The following is a 22,471-nucleotide window of genomic DNA, read 5'->3' as shown; positions in this document are numbered from 1 at the left end:
ATAGAGCCGGAAAAATAATTTAGAGCTTGAAAAATAATTTATTGATAGTCAACTAGTCAACTGCAACCGAGCCGAGTGAACGATAACAGCTATGTCTTACGTCTCCCTGCTAAAAAATCTACCAGAAATCTTAACCCAGCCAACTGGGATAGCAGCTATAGCCTCTCTTGGCATCCACGGTGCTATTGCGTTGATTGTGCCATTAGTACCTGTAGACTCCAATAAAACCAAAGAATCAGCATCATCCAAAACGGTTGGAGTCATGGAATTAAGCCAAGCTGACCAAAATCGGCTGCCACAAATTCCAGGCTCATCTGCACCAATTAATCCACAATCCTCAGTTCTGCTACAACAATCCCAAATTCCGCAGATGAATATGGGTGCCCAATCGAGTTTACCTCCTTTGCCACCACCACCTGCGCCTAGTCCTAGTCAGCTGGTATTGCCACCCATCCCCTCATCACCAAACAATTACCGCATTTCCTCCCTGCCAAAACAGCAGTCGTTACGGTCATACTCCAAGAGAGATTTTCGATTTGACACTTCTGGTTTCAATGGCAACAGCAAATTCTCTACGCCACCAGCGCCGCGTTTTAATAACAGAGAAATAGCATTAGGAGAAGCTAAGCCTTTACCTATCAACAAATTGCCCGTATTGCCAGAGGCTAAACTACCAGATGGTTTGCCAACCTCTCCAGCGCCTCTTCCTGTGGACGCTACCCCTATTACACCAGGAGATGTTAGTAGCACTGCACAAACTACTCAACCTGGCGATCATACATCTACAGTTTCTCAAAACGACCAGCTAATAGCTCGTATTGGAACTACTCCACAAGCTGGGGATAATTTAAGCATAGCCACACAAGGCATACCACAAGGAAAGTTGGGAGCTACGCCGAATATATCTAATGATTTGCCTGCGCGAGGAACAGAAAAGGCGATCGCCCAGATCAACTCTTACGAAGAACTGAGAAAAACAGTCCAGCAACAGTACCCAAATGCTGTAGAAAAAAGCGTTATCCGTGACAGTATTACTACAGATAAACCTGATATGGCAGGTTTAGTATTAGGGCGATTAGTAGTAGACCCTGATGGTAAGGTTTTAGATATCAAGTTTGAAGGGCAGTCAGTCTCGCCTGCTTTGCAAGTAAAAGCAAGAGAGTATTTCAGTACACATCCTCCAAAGGGGGATAAGCAGATTGCTCATCATCCATTTAGTCTGGATTTCAAAAATAGCAGCAACAACGCTGCTGGGGATACTCAAAAGCTTGCACCCGCATCGGCAACTACTCTCAAACCATTATTAAATTCGACAGTCAATAACAGTCAGCCTGTACCCATATCCGGGCCTACTCTCAAACCGTTATTAAATCCGACAGTCAATAGCAACCAGCCTACACCTGCATCGGCGACAACTGTCAAACCATTATCCAATTCATCAATCAATAGAATCCAGCCTGTACCTGTACCAGCGACAACTGTCAAACCATTACCCAATTCATTAATCAATAAACTTCAGCCTGTACCTGTACCAGCAACTTCTATCAAGCCATTAGCTGCGCCTGTGTCGACACCAGCAACTTCTATTAAGCCATTAGCTGTGCCGGATACCAACACAAGTCAGCCAACTCCCACTGTGGAATCTGGCAAAAAACTCATACGGCAGTTGCGTGAACTGAAGCAAGAACGGCAAACTTCTAACTAAGACAAATAAAAACAGTCTGGAATTTGTAATTGAGAAATTGAAAGAAGAGTAACAGTAAATAAGGATGAATCATACCAGCGATCGTTCATCCTTATTTCTTTTATGCAAATCTCAGCTTGTTTAGGAAATTTGCTGACAATTAAGAAACCCTCTAGTAATCTAAAGGGTTTTACTATTTCCCATGTAAACATCTGAGATTAACGTGGGATAGTTATTAATACTTGAAATAGCTAAAACAGCCTAATGATATGATGTCCCGCAAATTGCCCTTAATATGTCCGTAGCGAGTGCAACGAAGTGGAACGTAGACCCGAAGTTGAACAGACATGCTATGAGTTAGTTTACCAGCCTGTTTCTGCTTTCTGGAAAACGTAAGCTGCTACCTCTAAAATTTCCTCACTGCTTAACTTGTTTTTGAAGGCGGGCATAGCATTTTTGCCGTTCTGAACCTGGTGGATAATTGCTTTAATAGAGTCTTGATTATAATTTTCCAAATAATTCGATAATGCATCTTTTTTCAAAGTTTTATGGCTAATTAGAATGTTACCGCCACCTATATGGCAAGAAGAACAATTAGCATCAAATATTTTGGCTCCATCGGATGTTTCAGCAGCTAGTGCTGGAAGAGTAAATGTGAATCTAAATAGAGCGATCGCTAACAGTAGTATAAATAAAAGTATTCTCAATAGATTTTCCTCGCAACAACCATTCGGAAACTGCAAAACCTTCTCCAGTAAGTTTTCTATGGCTGCTAGAAGCCTTAGAGATTACTAAATGCTATGTGTACTCTACCCTATGAGGCGCTAATTTCTGTAACTTATACACTCTACAAAGCAAAAGAGCATTTAATTTATAACTTATATTTTATTTGGCTTTGGCAGCCTTCAGTCTATCCTGCTTTAGAGTTACATTGTCTGAAGAACTGACAGTACCTATTGGGGAGCCTTACTTATTAGTTAGTAGATGAACAAAGCTCAGATTAGAACAGGACTTACGCAAGCAAAATTTGTCATTGCGACCGGAACGAACGTAGTGTAGGAAAGCAATCGCAGAGTTTGAGGCGATTACGTCGCTACCCTACTCTTCGAGAACGGCTTTGCCGAACGGGAACGACTTCGTCGAACGCTCGTAATGACGTAATTCCATGACTTTTGCGTAATATTAAAATTAGCGGTGACGAGCTTATCCCTTCCATTACCAAGATAGCCCAATAGTCAGCATTCTAGGCAGAGATAGGACTCGAAACCGCTTATTATCCATCACTGTAGGATTATGGTGGTTTGCTCTGTGCTAATTTTGCTCAGCAGTCAGAAAAATCATTGACTGTCTAGTTATTCGACAACGATTTTGCCAACCATACCAGCGCCACGGTGGGGTTCGCAGTAGAAAGTATATTCACCAGCAGGTGCATCTGCGGGGATAGTGGTTTTTTCAGTTTGACCAGGACTCATCAACAAGTTCTTATGAGACAAAGATTTAGCTAAATCACCACTTTTAGCCGGGTTGAGAGCAGCATCAAACACTACATTATGGGGAGGAACTTTGTTGTTCACCCATTCAATTGTATCACCTGGTTTAACGGTTATCTTCTTGGGTTCAAATGCTAGTTGTCCTTTATCAGTACCTAGTTTCACCTTATAAGTTTCAGCTGATGCGCTGGGAGTAAAAATAGCGAAGCTGCTAACAACTAAAAGAATTGTCAACACAGCTAGGACAAAGCGACGCAAGCTTGCCGCAATTAATTTCATGGCGTTCTCCTAACAAACGGTTTTTATTTTCCCTTTCTTATTTTAAATAAAATCAACACTAAATATGACAAACTGTCGTAGATGAATTTTTTTTTAATAATGGAGCAAATTAAATAGTGAAAATTTGTGTAATCTAGGAATAAATACTAGAGTGGGTTATAACAAAATACGTCTAGTTGAAAGACAACGAAGGTAAGCATGAGGTAAAAACTAAAAGCAAGAATTTTATTTTTTCTTTAGAAATGCTCCCTAGCTTTTCAAAAATTTTCCGTACCCCAACCTGGGGCCTTTTGTGCTGCGGTGAGAATGAAAGCTGCTAAACTTTCCACTTGCTGTTGTGAGAGAAAGTTAGGGGTCAACTGACGACACCAATAAGTTTCTTGACTCCCATCATAGGTCATCGGCTGGCGCATAAAGACAACAAAAGCATTAATGCGATCGCGGGGCGGATTAGCATCCTTGAGTGTTTGAAGAGACAAAGATACTTGGGGATCGGGCAAAGTTGCACCACCAACATGACAATTAATGCAGTTGTTTTCAAACAGTTGTTTACCAGCAGACAACTCCAATGGTGAAAACAGACGAGTATTGCCTTGTCCATCTACCTCTAAAGCAATTGGCTCAGTGATATGTAAATACCTTCCTATATAAGGATCGATATTGGCAGCTTGGGCAGGTAAATTACTGCTGTTATATTCTACTAAGACAATGACTAGAACTAGGAAGAGATAACGAGCAAATAATCGATACAGCATTAGCAGCTAGTTGAGATATTGTGAGGTGCATCAAAATGTACTGCTGAGTTCTGAGTTCTGAGTTCTGAGTTTGATAGGAAGCGGGGATTCTAGAGTGGGTCTTCCAAAATCCCCAGTTCCTTTGCTCAGCACCCAGATCTCAGTACTCAGTACTAATTACTGGCTTTAGTAATAGATTTTGCCACCTCCCCACTTCTGTCCAACGACTTTTGGTTGCAGAAGAATATGACCAGCGATCGCTTTTAAGTCTTCGTCTGTGAGATTTCTCATTTCTGTGAAAATATCTGCACTCTTGGTGCTGGGATGTACTTCAGAAATCTCCTCTTCTCCATCATAAGTTGTTGGATTTTTAAGGTAGTCTACCAAACCTTCAATATTGTTACGGTTTGGTGTTGCCAGTGCTAGTGCTTCTGGTTCCAGCCCGACGTTTTGGTTAGTCTTGGTGACGCCCCCTACATGACATTGAGCGCAAGCGTATTGAAATAAGCGTTTACCTTCTTTGACTTCTTTTAGGCTGAGTACAACGGTATCACCCTTATCATTTAATGGCACTGTTCGGGTAGCTTTATCCAGTTCTACGGCTGTCGCGCTACCGACAATCAACTGAAACGTTAGCAAAACAGTAGCTACAACAACGCCAATTAATCTTCTAAACATGTTTCCCCTTAAAGATTTTGACACTCAACACAGCTAGTTAGCGTTACTCAATCTCCATGTTGCTAATTGTTCTTTGTCATGAGCTATAAACCAAAGCCCCAGATAGCCCTTCAGGTAGCTTTGGTAGCAACCATCAAGTCGCTAGTAGCTTTTGGGTATTTCTCAGACAATATTTGGAAAATAATTGCCTTTGCAGCCTCCAACGCCAAACGGGTCTTTTGGTGTTTATCGGCAATTAAGAGGTGGTTGTACAGAGAAAACCTTTTGGCCACAGGAATACTGTAGTCTGTTGCTATCTCTGCGATCGATAGGTCTGCAACACCCATAATGTTTTGTTAACTGATATATAGAGATTGAGTCGCTGTAATACCAATATCACGTTAAGAGTGCAATTTGTCGCCCAAAATACGGTTCTAGTTCCAGTGGGGATCGTGAGGGATTAAGGGAACAAGGAGGACAAGGAAGACAAGGGGATGAGGGAGATTAGGGTAAGCAGGGGGAAAAATGACAAATGACAATTACCCTTTCCCGCCAGTAAACGTGACACTTTGAATAAAGTAGCGGTTGAAAAAGGCGTATATTCCTAAAGCTGGTAAGGTAAACACCATAGAAGCGGCCATGATGTAGTTCCAATAGCTGATGTATTGACCTTTGAAGGTGTTCAGTCCTAAGGGGAGAGTAAACATTTCTGGGTCAAATAGAATTACCACAGGTAGCAAGAAATTATTCCAACTACCCATGAATACAAAAACTGCTTGTGCTGCTAAGGCTGGTTTTGCTAACGGTAAGACAATATGCCGAAAAATCCCCAAGGTATTTAAGCCATCTAGTTGCGCGGCTTCTTCTAATTCCCTGGGAAAATTAACAAAAAACTGCCGCATCATAAAAATGAAAGTGGCATTGACCATACTAGGTACAATCATGCCCTGGTAAGAATTTAACCAACCGATCGCTTTTAAAATCAAAAAGGTGGGAATGAGGGTAATCTGGGCTGGAACTGCTAGGACTGCTAGAATCAGCAAGAACCAGAAGCGTTTCCCAGCAAAGCGAAGTCTGGCTAAGGCGTAACCTGCCATTGAGTTAAGTAGCAAGTTTAAAATTGTAACGCTAACGGCAATTAGCACACTGTTAAATAGCCAGCGCCAAAACAAGGGTTCCTGTAAAAATATTTGTTTGTAGTTGTCGAGAGTAAAATTTTGTGGGAGGAAATTAGGCGTACCCCCGACAATTTCTGATAAGGGCTTAAATGATGCAGAGAGTGCCCACAAAAAAGGAATTAGAGTGATTACACCATAAATCGTGAGTAAGACATATAGCAGTACTCTGAGCCAGGAAAAGCGAGAGATGTTAGTCAAGGTTTTTCACCTCCAAAGAGTCGCTGCTGAATCAAAGTGATCGCAATAATGATCGCTGCTAATAAAAAAGCGATCGCAGCCGCATAACCCATCTGTAAATTCCGAAATACAGCTTGGTAAATTAGTAGTACTACGGTTAGGGTGGCATTGTTTGGCCCGCCAGTACCACCAGAGAAAATATAAGACTGGTCAAATAATTGAAAAGTACCAATCACCCCCATCGCTACGACAAAGAAGGTTACAGGCTGGAGTATAGGAATTGTAATGTGAATAAACTTTTGCCACCCATTCGCTCCATCCAGTTCGGCGGCTTCGTAAAGTGACTGGGAAATATCCTGCAACGCCGCTAGGTAAATCACCATATAAAACGGCGCTGTTGACCAAATATTCATGATCATGATGCCTTTGAGAGCAACAGCTGGATCTCCTAACCAGTTATATGTAGGTAGCCCTAGAGAAGCAAGAAAATCATTAAGTAGCCCATCGGTATTGTAAATCCACATGAAAATCAGTGTTAGCACGGCTGAAGAGGTGACTGTCGGCAAAAAATAAAGGATACGCCACCAGTTTTTCCCTTGAATTCCAGAATTCAGGGTGACTGCTAGGACTAAGGCGAGGACAGTTTGAGTTGGAACTACAATTGCTACATATTCTGCTGTATTTCTCAAAGCAATCCAAACTCTTTCATCATCAAGCAAGCGCGTGAAATTGCGAAAGCCGATGAACTGGTAGTCAATACCGCCGAGAAGTTGGACTTTATGTAGGGATAGGAAGACAGCATAAAGAATTGGCAAGACTACAAAAATCCCCAAAACCACAATGGTGGGCATCATAAATAGATATCCAGCCAGGTTTTCTGTAATATTCCACCTGGGTTTTCTGTGCCGCCTACTAATTTCAAACACAACTAAACCTCCGTTTAATCGCGCATCAACCCAGCTGTAGTGAATGGTTATGCATGATTATTTATCGTACTCCTACTGGGAAAGCTTTGTACTGAAATAAACGTACTAACAAAAAGCCTAAATTCTAGGAGCGATTAAGTATTTATGCTAAATAAAAACCGCTTTGTTAGGAGACATCGCCTGTTTAAGTTAACTGTATATGCAAGTTAGGGAAATATATGTTTGATATCCTTGGGGATACTCACTTAGCTAATCAAGATAAAAAGATACAAAATGTCATATATAACATACTTGCGCTCAATCAAAAACGAACTTCAGCGCACTGGTAGAGTCAAAAAAAGCTTACGAGTCAAAACAATTATGGAGCAGTTTGGCTATCAGCGCCGCAGTCAAGCGTTCATAGATGATTTTAATCATGTTCTAGATGAATTAGGACTTTGTACAGAGCCAAAATTTGATTTATATATTCCTTTAGATACTAAAATAGCTATTTCGATTAAAGGTATAGATTTCAAGAACTCAGTTGCTGATTCGCAACCCATTTTAGCCAAATTAAATGCAGCATTTCCAGTCAAACATGATTTTTTCTATTATTTATTTGATTTTGGTTCTGAGCAAGAATATGAACGCTTCCAGGCTTGTTTAGACTCAAACCAACCAGTAGGACTTTTTCTGATTCCACAGTTAGAGGATTTCTTTTCTAATATTGTTGTCAAAATTTTAAATTACGAACTAATTAGAAAATATCAATATCGTGGTAACAATACTATACCTAAATCTTCTAATCAAAAATTTACGACAAATATTGCTTCAGATGACGATGATGAACAAGAAAATACACTATCTGATGCCAATATTTATCACTTTTATCTTTCAACTATGACTAGTGTCATACTTGGTACTACTGGTATAGATCTACTAGATTCCGAAAAATTTGATGAGCAGTTTGAACAGATCTCGTTATACGCAAATAAATATAATTCTGAACAATTTTTTATTTTGTTTCATTGCCCACCAGCCGCAGAAATTCAAGCGCAGCAGCAAGAAGATGCTCTCGGACACTTAGTAGACAGAGTTTCTAGTAAAATTCCTTTTACATTTACTCTCAGATGTAAATACCCGAATGAATCCTCTATTGAGTATAAAGAAGAAATTTATGCTCATTTGCGTCTATTGCTAGAACTTCCTTATTACGACATAGAGGAAGATGAGGCTTCTTTATGGAATTACTTTTTAGAATTACAAAAAGCTCAAATTCAAGCTGAATCACAGTTATTGCTGAGGATGAGATCAGAACATTTCTACGCTTTAAAGTGGCAACAAGAAAGTACAGAGTATATCTATCTCAAATATTTTGCAATTAACACACTGGAAACTTTAGGCTATGAATTATTTAATATTGCTTGTGAAGTAGAGTTGACTTCCAGGGATGAAGAAACCACTGATGAGGATACCTCAGATTATGATGAAGAATACCAAAGTGAAATCATAGAAATATATATAGAAAAAAAAGTTATTGTTGAAATAGAGACTTTTAAATATCAAGATTTCCAGGACAATAATTTATTTTTAGACTCACTAAAGCGAATTTTAAGAAAATCAAAAGTATGGCCTAACAAGTTAGAGAGCTTTTGGCTAGTAATTCCTGGTTTTGAAATTGCACGCAACTATTACCAAATCAAAAAAGTTAAAGAAATACTAGAATATAAACTATCTAAATATTATGATAGCGACTTTAAGATTATTATTATGGCTCCCGACTATGAAAAGTACCAATTAGTTCCAGTTTCATTTGATTTTATTAAATATCCATCTTTTGAGTATCAAGATAAGCAGCCTAATTTTATTAAAGTAGGTCCACTTAGTAAACGCATCACAGACTTAGAGCTTGATTTTAGCCAAGTCAAAGGTTTAAAGGAAGAGAAAGAAAAATTAAGTAAACTCCTCAAGCTACAATCTAAAGGATATAAAGATGCTATAAGTGGAATTCTTTTCTATGGCTTGCCTGGATGTGGTAAAACTCTCTTGGCAAATGCATTCGCTAACGAGTCTGGTAGATATTTCTTTAAATTTTCTCCAGCTGATATTGTAAGTGTATGGATAGGTCAGAGTCAGAAGAATATTCGGGATATCTTTGCTCAAGCTAAAAAGAAATCTCCTTCTGTCTTATTTATAGATGAATTAGATAGTATTGGCTTTAATCGTAATGAAGACAACGCCCATACAGACCAAAAAGCCACAATTAACCAATTGCTGATTGAACTGAATAATCTGAGAAATAGTAATGTAATTGTGATTGCTGCTACTAACTATTTAAGTGGGATTGATAGTGCCTTGAAACGTTCTGGTAGATTGGATTGGAAGATTCCTATCTTCCCCCCAGATGAATCTGAAAGAAAGGAGTTGTTTAAACACTATTTATCAAAAATAGATTTTAGTCAGATTATTAACTTTGAAATTTTAGCCGATAAAAGTTCAAGATTTACTTCATCTGATATCGAATTGGTGTGCAGAGAAGTTAGAAATGCCATCTTGCTAGAAGAAATAAGTTCATCTTTGACAACTTCCGATATCATCACTTACATTAATAACCTCCAAGATGGTGGGTTAACTCTTCACGAAGAACAGGTACAAGAATTTTTGGAGGAGTGTAAGCGGTTAAGTGTGAAGAATCCTAAATTGGAAACCCTAAAGTTAGAATGGGGATTGACTTAAGAGTAAGATCAAGCTGGCGATCGCTCTTTTAAAATTATTGGAAATTAACATCTCTGGGGAATCTGGGGACTGATAACTGAAGAGAATTGAGGAGCAGAGAAAGTAATTTGTATCAATAATTTCGTGAATTGGTATAAAAGTGGTAATTTACCGGACTCTTATTGGTCTGGTTTGATAATGCGATACCAGACTTGGTGGCTACAAAATGAGATAAAACCTTCAAGGGCAGAAGTTACAGTCATAAAGTAAAGTTTTATTAACCACCAATCAGTATACTGATTATCAAAGTTATTAAACCTTGCAATTAGCTACTTGCCTGCTTATCACTACAGAACTTATACTATTCCTGCGATAAATGGCGATCGCACAAAATTATCACATGCATGATGACCAAATCCAAAAGCAGCTTGCATTAGGAACTCAGTATTATCAATCTGGAAAATTGCCAGCAGCACAAGGTTGTTTTCAGCAGGCGTTACAGATGCAACCAGATAATGCTAATGCTTGGCATTTCTTAGGACTAGTTGCAGAACAACAAAATCAATACCAAACTGCTATTAAATGCATTAATAAATCTCTAAAGATAAATCCCGAATCGGCTATCTTCCATACCAACTTAGGTAATATTTATCAAAAACAAGGAGATTTTCAACAAGCTATTTTACTTTATAAAAAAGCACTTAGCCTTCAACCTGATGATGTTCATGCTTATTACAACCTTGGTTTTGCTTATCATGAACAAGGACAATTACCGCAAGCTATAACAGCCTACAGAAAGACAATTGAGTTAAAAAATGACTTAGCTGAAGCACACAGTAATTTGGGGATTGTACTTCTCTCATGTGGTAGATTTTGCGAAGGTTTTGCAGAATTTGAGTGGAGATTTAAAACAGAAACATTTCTGCATACAAAACCTAAAAAATCCATGTGGGATGGTTCAGATATTCAGAGAAAATCTATTGTTCTCTGGAATGAACAAGGTTTAGGTGATGCGATTCAATTTTCTCGCTATGCGAAGTTATTGCGAGAACGAGGCGCTAAGGTTGTCTTTAGTATTGAGCCAGCTTTAATGGTGCTGTTTCAAAAATATCTGCAAGAAAAGTTTGAAGTGATAAACAAAAACTTTTGTAATATCTATGCTTATGATTATCACGCTTCGTTGATGAGCTTACCTCGGATTTTCAACACTACCTTTGATACCATCCCTAGGACTATTCCTTATATATTTGCACCAAATCCGTTACCTTCTCGATGTATTATTCCCGCATCTAAAGCATATCGCATTGGCATTGTCTGGTCAGCAGGTAAACTTAATCCTCAGTTTCATCAAAAAAAGTCGTGCTCACCAGAATTATTGATAGATTTATTAGAAGTAGGGAATGTATCTTTGTATAGCTTGCAAGTTGGGGATGATGCACCGCAAATTCAACCTTGGCTAAACTGTGATCGCGTTCATGATTTGAGTCCTGTACTGAATGATTTTGTCGACACAGCTAGCGTTATTCAGCAATTGGATTTAGTCATTACCGTGGATACATCTGTAGCACACTTAGCTGGCGCAATGGGTAAACCTGTATGGGTATTATTGCCTTTAATTCCCGATTGGCGTTGGCAATTAGAGAGTGAGGAAACGCCTTGGTATCCTACCATGCGTTTATTTCGCCAAACGAGTCGGGGTGATTGGAAAAGTGTTTTTTATCAAGTGAAACAGAGACTGGCGGAAGTTATCCCAGTCTAGCCATTAATTAATATCTTGAATATGTCTATGATGTGGGAATAATTTTTAGTTTTAAAAGATTATATATTTAACTGATTAGTGGTATAGATCTATCGAATGGGGAGTAGGCGATCGCTTACAAAAGTTATTCTAGAAAATACATCAAGAAATACCCATTGCTTAACCTTGAGGTTTTAAATATGATTGCTTCTCCTAAAATCTACCTCACCCCTGAAGAATACCTCCAAATGGAGGAAAAAAGCGACATCAAACACGAATACATCGACGGCTATATTTATGCAATGGCTGGAGCGCTTGACCCCCACGTTACCATAGCTGGGAATCTATTTGCTCTGCTTCGTAATCATGTACGCGGTTCAGGCTGTCGTGTGTATATCGCTGACATGAAAGCACGTATCGAAACTCTAAATCGATATTACTATCCTGATGTGATGGTGACTTGCGATCAACGAGATCAGGAAACTCCTGCATATAAAAAATTTCCTTGTTTAATTGTCGAAGTTTTATCTAACTCTACAGAAGCCTTTGATCGGGGAGACAAATTCGCTGATTATCAAAGTTTAGAAAGTTTGCAAGAGTACGTTTTAATTAACACCAAACGTCAGCGAGTAGAGTGTTTTCGCCGTAATCATGAAGGACTGTGGGTTTTGCAATCTTACACAGCAGAAACTACATCATTTCGACTACACAGTATTAATTTTGAAGGAACAATAGAAGAGCTTTACGAAGATGTAGTTTTTGAATAGGCTTACACAAATTCAGGAAATTTAACATGCTCAGTTCTTTTTCAGTTATAGTACCAGCATTTAATTGTGAGAATGTTGTAGTCAGAACCTTAGAAAGTATTATCCAGAGCATTGATTTTTTCCAGAAAAGCTACATTCATTCGCAACTAATTAATGCAGAAATAATTATTGTTGATGATGCTTCAATTGATAATACTTTATCTCTTGTAGATGAGTTTGTCTGCAAAAACTCTTTTTGTAATGTCGTAAATCACAGTTTCAATCGAGGTGCAGGATCAGCTAGAAATACAGGCGTAAAAAATTCGCAAGGTGAAATTATATTTTTTTGTGATGCAGACGATTTATTTTTACCAGAACATATCTATGTCTGCTTTATGCTATTACAAGATAAGCCTGCAAATATTTCATCTTTTCAACTTGCAAGTGATAATTATAACTTGACAATTAAATTGCCAGAAAAGCGTTTTGATGTAATTAGGTCTAAGGTCAAAACTCAAGATAAAATTCATCCATATTGGCAAGATGCTATCGAAAAAAGTCTACCTCTAAACTTGTGCGTTAGGAGAGAGTGTCATGAGTTTATTGAGGGATTTTTTGAAGATGAGATACATAAACAAACTAAAACGGAAGATTGTGCTTATCAGGCTTTGCTCTCAAAATTTTTTACTATTGGCAAAACTAACTTAGAAACTGTCGAATATATCCGATATCCTGATAATGCATTTGATAAACAAATTACGAAGTTTCAATTACCGCCAGGTGAATCTCAAGAACTATATCATATAAAGCCAAATTTATTGGAGCAGGCTTATAAAATTGAAGAGGAACATTTTTTATATTTACAGCGCCAGCAATATTTAAAAAATTGTATATATAAAGGTTATCAATTTACTCAAGATTGGTTTAGTATTCATATTTGTCTTTGGCAACAGGTATTAAAAAACTTTGCAAATTTACCAAATCTCAAGTTTTTAGAAATAGGTAGTTGGGAAGGAAGAGCGACTAGTTGGCTGCTTGATAATATCTTGACTCATGAATCAGCCAAAATTACCTGTATAGATACATTTGAGGGAAGTTGTGAGCATCAAAATTTAGATGCGGATTGTATTAAATCTCTAGAAACAAGATTTGAATTTAATATAGCTCTAACAGGCTCAGCTGATAAAGTTGAAAAAATTGTTGGTATATCTCAGGAAGTCTTGCGAACGCTTTCTTTAGATACTTATGATTTTCTCTACATTGATGGTTCTCATATAGCCTCTAATGTGCTTGAAGATGCTGTCTTGAGTTGGCGTTTAGTTAAAGTCAAAGGAGTAATAATTTTTGATGATTACAATTGGCCTGAAGTTCAGAATAATCTCACTCAACACCCTAAGCTGGCTATAGATGCTTTTTTAACAATTTTTAGAGATAAAATTCAGATTGTATTTAAAGGGTATCAGGTTATTATTCAAAAACTTACTAGCTAGATAATTTAGTAAAAAGTAAAAAGATTCCCGACTTCTTTAAGAAGTCGGGAATCTAAGAGACTGTTGCCATATTTTATCATTATGGAAATTTTTTCTAATCAACCTTTGCGTGCAAATCCTCATATAGCTGTTTTTTCTTCTACTAAAGTGGGTAATTTTGTAATAACTACACCACTTTTAAGAGGTCTGAAAGAAAAATATCCTAATTGCATATTAGATTTTTTTGGCAGTGAAATTACCAAGGATTTTGAAATTCATAGTCCATATATTGACTGGCGATTTTCACTTTATGCTGACAGTCCAGACTTCCTTGAAACCCTTGCTAAAGCTGTTCGTCAACGTTATGAAGTTGCTGGTTCTTATGATTTAGCAATTAATTGTGATGAGTTTAGTGAAATTAACTTAGTCACGGTTACTGCTATCCGCCCTACGTATGTTGCAGGAGGTGCTTTATCTGAAGATTTTCGCCTCAAGCTAGACGCTAGTCACGACCTAGTACAGAAGATTATTAGCGATCCAGACTGGAACAGTCCAGCATTTATCCAAAGACATCAAGAGATTCTTAGTAGTAACTATATCAGTGAAATTTTCTGTCGAATTGCCTATGTAGAAACCGATTTTTTAAAATTAGAATTACCTAGTAAACAGCCAAATTTTTCTGTCCCTGATGTAATCATTAGTGTTACAGCCACGCGCCCTGCCAAAATGTGGCCAGTAAGCTACTGGAAACAAGTAATTAACTGGTGTGAAAGCCAACGACTCACAGTTGGCTTAGTTGGTAGCAGTCCGAAAATTCAGCAGACTTTATACTACTCTAATAATACAGAAGAGGATTTGTTAAAAGAAAATTCCTTGATCGACCTGAGAGGGAAAACCTCGCTAACTGAATTAGCTGGTACATGCTGCCAGGCGAAAGTTTGTATTACTCTTGATAGTGGGCTACTGCACATTGCTGCTGCTGTTGGCTGCCCCACAGTCGCAATTTTTGGTAATGACGCAGATGGTGACGGTGCTAGTCCAATTAGGCTTTGGGCACCCCGACAACCCCATGTAAAAATAGCCCTGTCAGATTTTAAGTGTACCATCTGCCAGGAGCACCATTTTAAAAACAAGTTCTGCTTGGTTGAAAATCATCCTTGCATGACTCACCTAGCTCCCAAAACAGCGATTAATTATCTCAAAGAGCTTCTGGAGATTGATTAACAAAAGTCAACCAAAAGAGCGATCGCTGTTTAGAGAAGAACTCACAGAGGGATAGTGCGTCTAGATTTTTTATGAGACTTCAAGCTGCAATAATTACAGCAGATAAAGAAATAGCAATATTTGGTAAATTGCTGAAGGCAAGGTTTAAAATCAATCAATTATGTTGATTATCAGTGCTGCTGACTGAGAGACAAAAAAGTGAGTCGTATTGTTTTAACCACCATTGGTTCTTTTGGCGATCTGCATCCCAAAATTGCGATCGCACTGGAATTACAAAAGCGTGGTCATGATGTAGTATTTGCAACGCACAAAGAATATGAAAGCAAAATTACAGCTTTGGGATTCGAGTTTTATCGGATGCGCCCTGACAATACTGCTTTGAGTAATCCTCAAGAGATGACACGGATGATGGATTTAAAAGCGGGTACAGAATATGTTATCAAAAATTGGGTTGTCGCGAATTTACGTGAAACCTACACAGATTTAATCAACAGTGCGAAAGATGCAGACTTGATCGTTACGGGTGAAGGGGTCGTGGCGGCTCGGTTGGTTGCAGAAAAATTAGGGATTCCGTGGGCGTTCGCTGTCCTGCAACCTGCCTCATTTCTCTCTGTTTACGACCCATCGGTAATCCCTGTATTTCCATTTCTAGCCAAACTGCGCGGGTTTGGTTCTGTTATCAACCGAGGCATTATTCAATTATCAAAAGTAGTTGCTAAATCTTGGGCGGAACCGATTGATCAACTGCGGCGCGAACTAGGCTTACCTGCACTCGTTGGCAATCCCTTCATTGATGATAAGTATTCTCCCTACCTTGTGCTAGCAATGTTCTCGTCAGCATTCGCCAAGCCTCAACCTGATTGGCCGGTAAATACGGTCATTACAGGATTTACATTTTATGATGGCAGCGAGAGCGGAGTGAAACTGACACCAGAACTCACACAATTTTTGAATTCAGGTGAACCGCCAATCGTTTTTACCCTTGGTTCAGCCGCAGTCATGGCTCCTGGTAGCTTTTACCAAGAGAGCATCGCAGCTGCAAAGCTCCTAAATCGGCGTGCAGTTTTGCTGATTGGCAAGAATGCGCCTCCAGAGAACCTCACACAAGAGATTATTGCTGTGAACTATGCGCCATATTCTCAGATTTTTCCTCGTGCTTGTGCAATTGTTCATCAAGGTGGCATTGGTACAACGGCTCAAGCATTACGGGCAGGTTGTCCAACGCTGGTGATGCCCTATAGCCATGATCAGCCAGACAATGCAGCAAGAGTTGAACGTCTGGGAACTTCGCGTAATATTTCCCGTAAGCAGTATTTAGCGGCACGAGTAGCTAAGGAGTTACGTGAATTATTAGAAAATCCCAACTATGCAGCTAAAGCAGCAGAAATCGGACGTATTATTCAAGCAGAAAATGGGGTTGGGATGGCGTGTGATGCGATTGAGCGTATTACTGCATCGCTTTAATTTGCTTGTTCGCTTCAATTTCTGCCCGTATCATTGTCTGCTTTAATGGTTGTTGCCCTAACAAGGCGCTAATAAACTGGTTATCAAAGTTATTGACGATCGCAGCTGGATATTTACCTGCTTGCCAAGGTGTAGCGTAGGCCACACCACTGACAAATGGCGATCGCAACGGGTCTTTGTCGTAGCCTAATTTCTCTGCTACAGATTTCCTTGTTGGTAGCGCAAACCCTGTTCCCGTCCACTTTTGCATCCCTTCTTTACCTGTAAGATAGGAAATTAATTCCCAAGCTTCAGCTTTGTGTTTTGCTTGTTTATTCATCACGTAGGCAACGGTAAAAACCATAGTGTTTTTTATGCCATTCATTGTCGGCAATTCTGCGGTAGCAAACTCCAGATTGGGAAAAGTGTCATTCAGGTAAGGAATTGCCCAGTTGCCTTCAATTACCATTGCCACCTTATTCTGACCAAACATTTCGCTACCTGAACTCGTTCCCACATCAGATTTTTGGGCGGAGGAATGGTCTTTTTGATACTGGTCTACTACCAACTGCAATCCCTGCAAACTCCCTTCCCTAGCAAAGGTTGCGTAATCATTTTGACCAATGATTTGCCCGCCAAAGGCTTTGATTTTATAAGCTTGACGTGCTAGTTCGGGAATTTCCCCAAAGCCATATTTGTTCAGTTTGCCTGTTAACTGCCGAGAGTAGCTGCGTAATTCCTCCCAAGTAGTTGGCGGACTAGCCAAGCCTGCGGTGGCGAAGGCTTTTTTGTTGTAAAACAGTGACAGGGTGGAATAGTCTTTGGGGAAACCGTAAATTCGGTTTTGGTATTTGAAGCTATTAAGTAGGTTAGTTTCAAAGTCTGCTAAGTCAAATTCGGGAGTAATGTAAGCATCTAGCGGTTCCAAAACATCTTGACTCATCAGGAAAGGAGCCTCCAGCGCATCCAGATAGAAAACATCGGGTGCGGCTTCCCCAACCAAGCGAGTTTTGATTACGTCCATGTATTGGTCGGAAATCACCTCATACTTGACTTGGATCTTGGGGTGCTGTGCTTCAAAGTCTTGTAATACCTGTTTGAGGAGTTTTTGCTCAACTTGATTGCCTCCCCAACCGCTAAGTTTGACAGTAACTTTTGTGGATGCGCTTGGTAGTGATAGACTGTGGCAACCAATAATGGCGATCGCGATCGCTATTGCCAGTCCGAAAAACTTGAACAACCTGCTTCTAATCACGTAATAATTACAGTTTCTCTGTCCTTACTTATATCGTTTGTAGTTGATAACTGAGGTTTAACGAATCTGAATTTTTATTGAGAGAGGCAAGATAGAATGACGAGAAATTATCGGCAACTAGACTCATCCTACGGTACGTCATCCGTAAAAATTTAATTTATGACTTCTGTTCCGATTCAAAAAGCCGCGCCTGTGGCTCTGGAAATTACCCAGATTACTACGCCACAATCAGCACTGGCTTCTACCACAAAAACCAATCCTCAAGTTTTTAAGGATGGTATTCGCACCAGTTTGAGAGCTTCTACTCTAGATGCTGTCTTTGCGACAGTTTTCGGTGTGGCTACTGGGGGAATTTTACTCAGCAATTTTTTGTTGGAGTTGGGTGCTAGTCCAGTGGTATTTGGGATGCTGTCATCTATCCCCATGCTAGTGAATTTAATTCAGCCGTTGGGTGCTTACTTGTCAGAACGCAGCAGTAGCCGTTTCTACTATTCCGTTAGGACTCATGGGATTGCTCGTTTACTATGGTTGATTCTAGGTATTGGCATTATCGGCTCAAGCTGGCTCGGACTGACTTCTGGGCAGTTAATACTATTAACATTATGGGTTGTCCTGTTCAGCAGCCTTTTAGGGGGGCTAGGAACTGCATCATGGCTGAGTTGGCTGGCCATGATAGTTCCTCGGCGATTGCGGGGTAGCTATTTCGGCATCCGCAATAGTGCAGCTAGCTTGACTAATTTGCTCTGCGTACCTTTGGCGGGGCTAGCTGTATCACATTGGTATGGTGGAACTCTACAAGGTTATGGAGTAGTTCTGCTTGCAGGTATCGTGTTTGGGCTAATTAGCTTGGGATGTCAGTACTTTCAGGTGGACATGAATCCAGCATTACAAAACAGTAGTCTTGTAAAGTACCAGCAAAGCAGTGAATATGCTGACACTGAAAAAGACAAAATACCTACTCCACCAAACGAGTTTGCTAGCATCTGGAGTAACTGTAACTTTTTAAGGTTTTTACTTTATTTCGGCTTATGGATGCTGGCTGTTAACATCAGCGCTCCTTTTTTCAACTTCTATATGCTAGATCAGCTTCATCTAGATGTGAGTTATGTGACGCTCTACGGTAGCCTTCAGGCTGGAGCTAATATGCTTTTGATTGTTCTGTGGGGTAAGTTGGCAGACAAAATAGGCAATCGCCGGATTTTGATGTTGATTGGAATTTTAGTGGCATTGACACCGTTGTTGTGGATGGGTGTTAGTGCTAATACTTGGAATATTTGGCTGTGGTTGCCGCTATTACACATCTTCACTGGAGGAACTTGGGCGGCAATCGATTTGTGCAATAACAATATGCAACTGGGAATTGCACCAGTAAAAAATCAATCAATCTATTTCGCGATCGCATCGGCTGTAGCTGGAGTGAGTGGTGCTTTGGGCACAACTATTGGTAGCTTTATCGCTCAATTTGGTGAACAAGGCGGTTTACTAGGATTGTTTGCCCTTTCTAGCGTCTGTCGCTTAGTAGCGATTGTGCCACTCATGTTTGTTAAAGAACCGCATTAGGAGGTGGGAATTGGGGCTGACGCGGCGACATAGAGACTCAGTGACGCGGAGGATTTTTGAATGAATGTTCTCGGCGTCCTGTGTCGGCTTATTTAAGTGCCATTGAAAGCAAAAGGGCAATCTCCTCATATCCGCGTCCCCGCGTCCCCTAGTCCCTCATTCCTCTTATTCAGCAGCGGTAGAACTCAAGCTCATGCTCTCCCACAAAACCATGTGGGGGGCGGTAGGTATGGGCTGATGCAAAGCAATCAATTGGGCGAGAGTGTTCTTTAACTGGGTACGGGGCACAATATCATCTACAAAACCATGCTTGAGTAGATCTTCAGCAGTTTGAAAATCTTCTGGCAGTTTTTCCCTGATGGTTTGCTCAATCACTCGCCGACCAGCAAAACCAATAGTAGCCTTTGGTTCTGCGAGAATGATATCGCCCAACATAGCGAAACTTGCTGTGACACCACCAGTAGTGGGATGAGTCAAAATTGGAATATATAAAAGTTTAGCGTCGCGATGGCGTTGTAGGGCGGCGGAGATTTTAGCCATCTGCATCAAGGAGAGCATTCCTTCTTGCATTCTTGCTCCACCAGAAGTGCAGACGATAATTACCGGATAACGCCCCTGAGTTGCTTGCTCAATCATGCGAGTGAGTTTTTCGCCCACAACTGAACCCATACTCCCACCCATGAACCGAAAGTCCATGACTCCTAGAGCAACGGGCAAACCATTAATTTGACCCAACCCAGTTTTAACTGCATCTATTAAGCCGATTTTTTCCTGCATTTCCCGTAAGCGATCGCTGTAGGGTTTGCGATCGCGAAATTGCAGGGGATCGGTGGGACGCAGATGCTCGTCCATCGGTCTCCAAGTGTTTTGATCGATTAATTGGCGGATGCGTTCATCGCTATCCACCCGATTATGATGACCGCACTCAACGCAAACCATCTGATTTGCTTTCAGGTCTTTTGTATATGTCAATACACCACACTTAGAGCATTTATGCCATAATCCATCAGCAATTTCACGTTCTTGAGGTTCGAGGCTGATAGTTCCGGATTTCCGCCGATTTGCAAACCAATCCAATAGTGACTTTAAACCGCGTGATTCTTCGTTGTTTGCCATTTTTATCTTATCAAGTAGGTAATGAGGTCGAAAACGGGTCAAAAAGCTACGGGGATTACAAAATCGAGTGTTGAGTGTTGAGTAATACTCAGGTACTCAGTAGGTGCCGAGCCTCTGGTGTGCGAAATTTTTTGCCCAGACAGAAATTTGATACCCCGTTCTTGTGGGCGGTCTTTTAACTCAGCACTCAGTACTCTTAACTCAGCACTCTTCATTACATCGTCAAATTACGCTTGTAAGCAATTCAGACCTTATTTTGCATCTTTGGTTGCCAGCTTAACGAAAATGCTTATGCCAATACAAGTCTGTTATTTGTTTTATCTTGTGAAGGTATCGGTAAAGGTCTTGGCATATTAACCCCCCAGCAGGATGCCCTTCCCCAACCCCTCCAGGGGATACTTGCTCCCAAATCAAGAATTCGTATTGCTAGGTTATGAGCGATTAGCTCGTTAAGAGGGTAATACTGGTCACAGGATAATATTACCAAAATCTGAAGAACCGATGGCGTAATGACGGTTACAGTCATGGGGGATAGCAGTTTCTTATGATGGACTAAAGAGATGTAAAACTAGAGATTTTAAATTTTGAAATTTTAATTTATTTTTCCTCCTATATTTAACTTACTGGAAAAAATAACCGTAGGTAAGCAGATAAAATTGCTTCGCCGCCAAATAGAGCGATCGCAGCCCCAAAAGCCAGAAAAGGACCAAAAGGTATCTTTTGTCCAAATCTGCGCTGGGATAGTGTAATTGATACAACGCCTACTAACGCTCCCACGGCACAGGCCATAAAACCTGCTAAAAGCAAATATTTCCAACCCAGCCAAGCCCCCATCATGGCAGCTAATTTGGCATCTCCTGCTCCCATTGCTGTTTTACCTAGAGCAATTGAACCTAGCATGGCGATCGCATCAAATAGCCATAACCCCAGCACAGCGCCGACAATCCCCATCATCAAATGTTTGATCGATCCCACCCAGCTACCATCTGGGAAAAACCCGATAACTATTTGAAATATAATTCCCAATACCAAACCCGACTGAGTAAGTTGATTGGGTAGAGTCATCGTATCTAAGTCAATGAGTGATAGGGCTAATAACCAGCTGCAAAAAGCCCAATATCCAATTGTCAAAATAGAAACTTTAAATAATAAAAAAACTAGCAGAAAAATTATGCCTGTTAACGCTTCTACCACAGGATAGCGGACAGAAATCTTGCTTTTACAATAACGACACCGACCTTTTAACCACAGCCAACCGAACACTGGTACATTATCGTAAGCTCTTAGCTGGTTGAGGCAATGGGGACAACGGGAGGGAGGCCATAGAACCGACAAGCCAGCTGGTAGCCGATAAACTACAACATTAATAAAGCTGCCAATAGACACACCCAAGGCGAAGACAATCACACTCGCCGGGGCGATCGTTAAAATATCCATATAGTCATTGGTCATTAGTTCTGTGTCATTTGTACTTTGTCCTTTGTTCTTTGTCATTTGTTATTTGTCATTAGTCCTAGTCATGTGTCATGTGTCCAACGACCAATGACTAATGTCCAGTAATTAATATCTAATGACGAATAACTAATGAATAATGGCTAGTGACTAATGACTAATGACTAATGACCGATGACTAATACATATGAGATTCAATTTGACTCAACGGGACAAAACATTCTTGTGGCAAGAGAACTGGTTGGTTCGTAAAAATCACCTTGCCGCGATGGGTAGTGCGATTAATGGCTACTCCTGTAGCTTGCCCAGTTACTTCGGGATGTGCTTCACAAAGAGTGTAGTAAATTTGACCAGCAGCCCTGATGACAGCGGGATCAGCCAAAGGAGGCTGGAGATGCTGGTTGTTGGGAGCCGTATAGTTTTCTTGTCCTTGTCGTAAAGCGTACACTATGAATGTTATTTGCTTTCTAGATTTGTCTCTAGTTTATATGAAAGTTTCCGCAACGGTTGCCAAAATGATCCAGTTCTGTTTAGAAATTGGGCATTGGGCATTGGGCATTGGGCATGGCGCATTGGAGAGCCAGTCGCGTGAACAGGTTTCCCCCCGTTGAAGCCAGTGGCGTCGAACTGGCGTCATTGGACAGGGGAG

21 protein-coding genes are annotated in these 22,471 nt (G+C 40.2%); 9 read left to right on the top strand and 12 right to left on the bottom strand.

Annotation, left to right across the window (positions count from 1 at the left end; translation table 11 throughout):
* Positions 1 to 91 precede the first annotated feature (91 nt).
* Complete coding sequence (locus BV375_RS28045) at positions 92 to 1,705, top strand: hypothetical protein (RefSeq protein ID WP_086766576.1); 1,614 nt, start codon at positions 92 to 94, stop codon at positions 1,703 to 1,705.
* A gap of 341 nt (positions 1,706 to 2,046) precedes the next feature.
* On the opposite strand, the gene petJ is transcribed toward BV375_RS28045, so the two are convergent.
* The 7 genes from petJ to BV375_RS28005 form a co-directional block, all read right to left on the bottom strand.
* A complete protein-coding gene (gene petJ / locus BV375_RS28035) occupies positions 2,047 to 2,391 on the bottom strand; it encodes a cytochrome c6 PetJ (protein WP_086766671.1) in 345 nt (114 codons plus the stop codon).
* A gap of 645 nt (positions 2,392 to 3,036) precedes the next feature.
* Positions 3,037 to 3,453, bottom strand: coding sequence for a plastocyanin (petE, locus tag BV375_RS28030; protein ID WP_086766572.1), 417 nt, complete (start codon positions 3,451 to 3,453; stop codon positions 3,037 to 3,039).
* Positions 3,454 to 3,710: 257 nt separating this feature from the next.
* Positions 3,711 to 4,208: a photosystem II cytochrome PsbV2 gene (gene psbV2, locus BV375_RS28025; RefSeq protein WP_086766570.1), complete on the bottom strand. Its 498-nt coding sequence runs from the start codon at positions 4,206 to 4,208 to the stop codon at positions 3,711 to 3,713.
* Between the two features lie 165 nt (positions 4,209 to 4,373).
* The gene (psbV, locus tag BV375_RS28020) at positions 4,374 to 4,865 is read right to left on the bottom strand and encodes a photosystem II cytochrome c-550 (protein ID WP_086766568.1); all 492 of its coding nucleotides are present in this window, start codon (positions 4,863 to 4,865) and stop codon (positions 4,374 to 4,376) included.
* Positions 4,866 to 4,975: 110 nt separating this feature from the next.
* On the bottom strand, positions 4,976 to 5,191 hold the full coding sequence (locus BV375_RS28015; protein WP_086766566.1) for a hypothetical protein: 216 nt from the start codon (positions 5,189 to 5,191) through the stop codon (positions 4,976 to 4,978).
* Between the two features lie 192 nt (positions 5,192 to 5,383).
* Positions 5,384 to 6,220: a carbohydrate ABC transporter permease gene (locus BV375_RS28010; RefSeq protein WP_086766564.1), complete on the bottom strand. Its 837-nt coding sequence runs from the start codon at positions 6,218 to 6,220 to the stop codon at positions 5,384 to 5,386.
* The gene (locus BV375_RS28005) at positions 6,217 to 7,125 is read right to left on the bottom strand and encodes a sugar ABC transporter permease (protein ID WP_086766562.1); all 909 of its coding nucleotides are present in this window, start codon (positions 7,123 to 7,125) and stop codon (positions 6,217 to 6,219) included. Before BV375_RS28005 ends, BV375_RS28010 begins: the two co-directional genes overlap by 4 nt.
* 360 nt (positions 7,126 to 7,485) lie before the next feature.
* Between BV375_RS28005 and BV375_RS28000 the strand changes: the two genes are divergently transcribed.
* From BV375_RS28000 to BV375_RS27975, 6 genes are all read left to right on the top strand, one after another.
* Positions 7,486 to 9,840: an ATP-binding protein gene (locus tag BV375_RS28000; protein WP_243714078.1), complete on the top strand. Its 2,355-nt coding sequence runs from the start codon at positions 7,486 to 7,488 to the stop codon at positions 9,838 to 9,840.
* Positions 9,841 to 10,195: 355 nt separating this feature from the next.
* The gene (locus tag BV375_RS27995) at positions 10,196 to 11,578 is read left to right on the top strand and encodes a tetratricopeptide repeat-containing glycosyltransferase family protein (protein ID WP_086766559.1); all 1,383 of its coding nucleotides are present in this window, start codon (positions 10,196 to 10,198) and stop codon (positions 11,576 to 11,578) included.
* Between the two features lie 179 nt (positions 11,579 to 11,757).
* The gene (locus BV375_RS27990) at positions 11,758 to 12,324 is read left to right on the top strand and encodes a Uma2 family endonuclease (protein WP_086766557.1); all 567 of its coding nucleotides are present in this window, start codon (positions 11,758 to 11,760) and stop codon (positions 12,322 to 12,324) included.
* A 26-nt stretch (positions 12,325 to 12,350) separates the two neighbouring features.
* Positions 12,351 to 13,793 (top strand): glycosyltransferase, encoded by a 1,443-nt coding sequence (locus BV375_RS27985; RefSeq protein ID WP_086766555.1) that lies wholly within the window; start codon positions 12,351 to 12,353, stop codon positions 13,791 to 13,793.
* A gap of 81 nt (positions 13,794 to 13,874) precedes the next feature.
* Entirely contained in the window at positions 13,875 to 14,996 is a 1,122-nt protein-coding gene (locus tag BV375_RS27980) for a glycosyltransferase family 9 protein (RefSeq protein ID WP_086766553.1), read from the top strand.
* Between the two features lie 198 nt (positions 14,997 to 15,194).
* Positions 15,195 to 16,460, top strand: coding sequence for a glycosyltransferase (locus BV375_RS27975; protein WP_086766551.1), 1,266 nt, complete (start codon positions 15,195 to 15,197; stop codon positions 16,458 to 16,460).
* On the opposite strand, the gene BV375_RS27970 is transcribed toward BV375_RS27975, so the two are convergent.
* Positions 16,444 to 17,679 carry an ABC transporter substrate-binding protein gene (locus BV375_RS27970; RefSeq protein WP_243714077.1) on the bottom strand — a complete coding sequence of 412 codons (1,236 nt, stop codon included), beginning with the start codon at positions 17,677 to 17,679 and terminating at the stop codon, positions 16,444 to 16,446. The two genes, BV375_RS27975 and BV375_RS27970, sit on opposite strands and share 17 nt — an antisense overlap.
* Before the next feature lie 174 nt (positions 17,680 to 17,853).
* On the opposite strand from BV375_RS27970, the gene BV375_RS27965 reads away from it, so the two are divergent.
* Positions 17,854 to 19,254, top strand: coding sequence for an MFS transporter (locus BV375_RS27965; RefSeq protein WP_086766549.1), 1,401 nt, complete (start codon positions 17,854 to 17,856; stop codon positions 19,252 to 19,254).
* Between the two features lie 165 nt (positions 19,255 to 19,419).
* Here the strand turns inward: BV375_RS27965 and accD are convergent, their stop codons facing one another.
* The 4 genes from accD to BV375_RS27950 form a co-directional block, all read right to left on the bottom strand.
* Positions 19,420 to 20,370: an acetyl-CoA carboxylase, carboxyltransferase subunit beta gene (gene accD, locus BV375_RS27960; RefSeq protein WP_086766547.1), complete on the bottom strand. Its 951-nt coding sequence runs from the start codon at positions 20,368 to 20,370 to the stop codon at positions 19,420 to 19,422.
* 38 nt (positions 20,371 to 20,408) lie between these two features.
* Positions 20,409 to 20,585 carry a hypothetical protein gene (locus BV375_RS37800; protein ID WP_208099202.1) on the bottom strand — a complete coding sequence of 59 codons (177 nt, stop codon included), beginning with the start codon at positions 20,583 to 20,585 and terminating at the stop codon, positions 20,409 to 20,411.
* Between the two features lie 400 nt (positions 20,586 to 20,985).
* Complete coding sequence (locus tag BV375_RS27955) at positions 20,986 to 21,807, bottom strand: A24 family peptidase (RefSeq protein WP_086766667.1); 822 nt, start codon at positions 21,805 to 21,807, stop codon at positions 20,986 to 20,988.
* Positions 21,808 to 22,000: 193 nt separating this feature from the next.
* A complete protein-coding gene (locus BV375_RS27950) occupies positions 22,001 to 22,270 on the bottom strand; it encodes a hypothetical protein (RefSeq protein ID WP_086766545.1) in 270 nt (89 codons plus the stop codon).
* A gap of 1 nt (position 22,271) precedes the next feature.
* On the opposite strand from BV375_RS27950, the gene BV375_RS37235 reads away from it, so the two are divergent.
* Positions 22,272 to 22,433 carry a hypothetical protein gene (locus tag BV375_RS37235; protein WP_166507543.1) on the top strand — a complete coding sequence of 54 codons (162 nt, stop codon included), beginning with the start codon at positions 22,272 to 22,274 and terminating at the stop codon, positions 22,431 to 22,433.
* Positions 22,434 to 22,471: the final 38 nt, after the last annotated feature.

The organism is Nostoc sp. 106C (assembly GCF_002154725.1).
Lineage (GTDB): Bacteria > Cyanobacteriota > Cyanobacteriia > Cyanobacteriales > Nostocaceae > Aulosira.
This window is presented reverse-complemented; position numbering and strand designations above follow the sequence as displayed.

Coding starts and splice junctions, on each gene's coding strand:
- BV375_RS28045 (WP_086766576.1), top strand. CDS start 92: ATGTCTTACGTCTCCCTGCTAAAAAATCTACCAGAAATCTTAACCCAG.
- petE (WP_086766572.1), bottom strand. CDS start 3,453: ATGAAATTAATTGCGGCAAGCTTGCGTCGCTTTGTCCTAGCTGTGTTG.
- psbV2 (WP_086766570.1), bottom strand. CDS start 4,208: ATGCTGTATCGATTATTTGCTCGTTATCTCTTCCTAGTTCTAGTCATT.
- psbV (WP_086766568.1), bottom strand. CDS start 4,865: ATGTTTAGAAGATTAATTGGCGTTGTTGTAGCTACTGTTTTGCTAACG.
- BV375_RS28015 (WP_086766566.1), bottom strand. CDS start 5,191: ATGGGTGTTGCAGACCTATCGATCGCAGAGATAGCAACAGACTACAGT.
- BV375_RS28000 (WP_243714078.1), top strand. CDS start 7,486: ATGGAGCAGTTTGGCTATCAGCGCCGCAGTCAAGCGTTCATAGATGAT.
- BV375_RS27995 (WP_086766559.1), top strand. CDS start 10,196: ATGGCGATCGCACAAAATTATCACATGCATGATGACCAAATCCAAAAG.
- BV375_RS27990 (WP_086766557.1), top strand. CDS start 11,758: ATGATTGCTTCTCCTAAAATCTACCTCACCCCTGAAGAATACCTCCAA.
- BV375_RS27985 (WP_086766555.1), top strand. CDS start 12,351: ATGCTCAGTTCTTTTTCAGTTATAGTACCAGCATTTAATTGTGAGAAT.
- BV375_RS27980 (WP_086766553.1), top strand. CDS start 13,875: ATGGAAATTTTTTCTAATCAACCTTTGCGTGCAAATCCTCATATAGCT.
- BV375_RS27965 (WP_086766549.1), top strand. CDS start 17,854: ATGACTTCTGTTCCGATTCAAAAAGCCGCGCCTGTGGCTCTGGAAATT.
- accD (WP_086766547.1), bottom strand. CDS start 20,370: ATGGCAAACAACGAAGAATCACGCGGTTTAAAGTCACTATTGGATTGG.
- BV375_RS37800 (WP_208099202.1), bottom strand. CDS start 20,585: ATGAAGAGTGCTGAGTTAAGAGTACTGAGTGCTGAGTTAAAAGACCGC.
- BV375_RS27955 (WP_086766667.1), bottom strand. CDS start 21,807: ATGGATATTTTAACGATCGCCCCGGCGAGTGTGATTGTCTTCGCCTTG.
- BV375_RS37235 (WP_166507543.1), top strand. CDS start 22,272: ATGAATGTTATTTGCTTTCTAGATTTGTCTCTAGTTTATATGAAAGTT.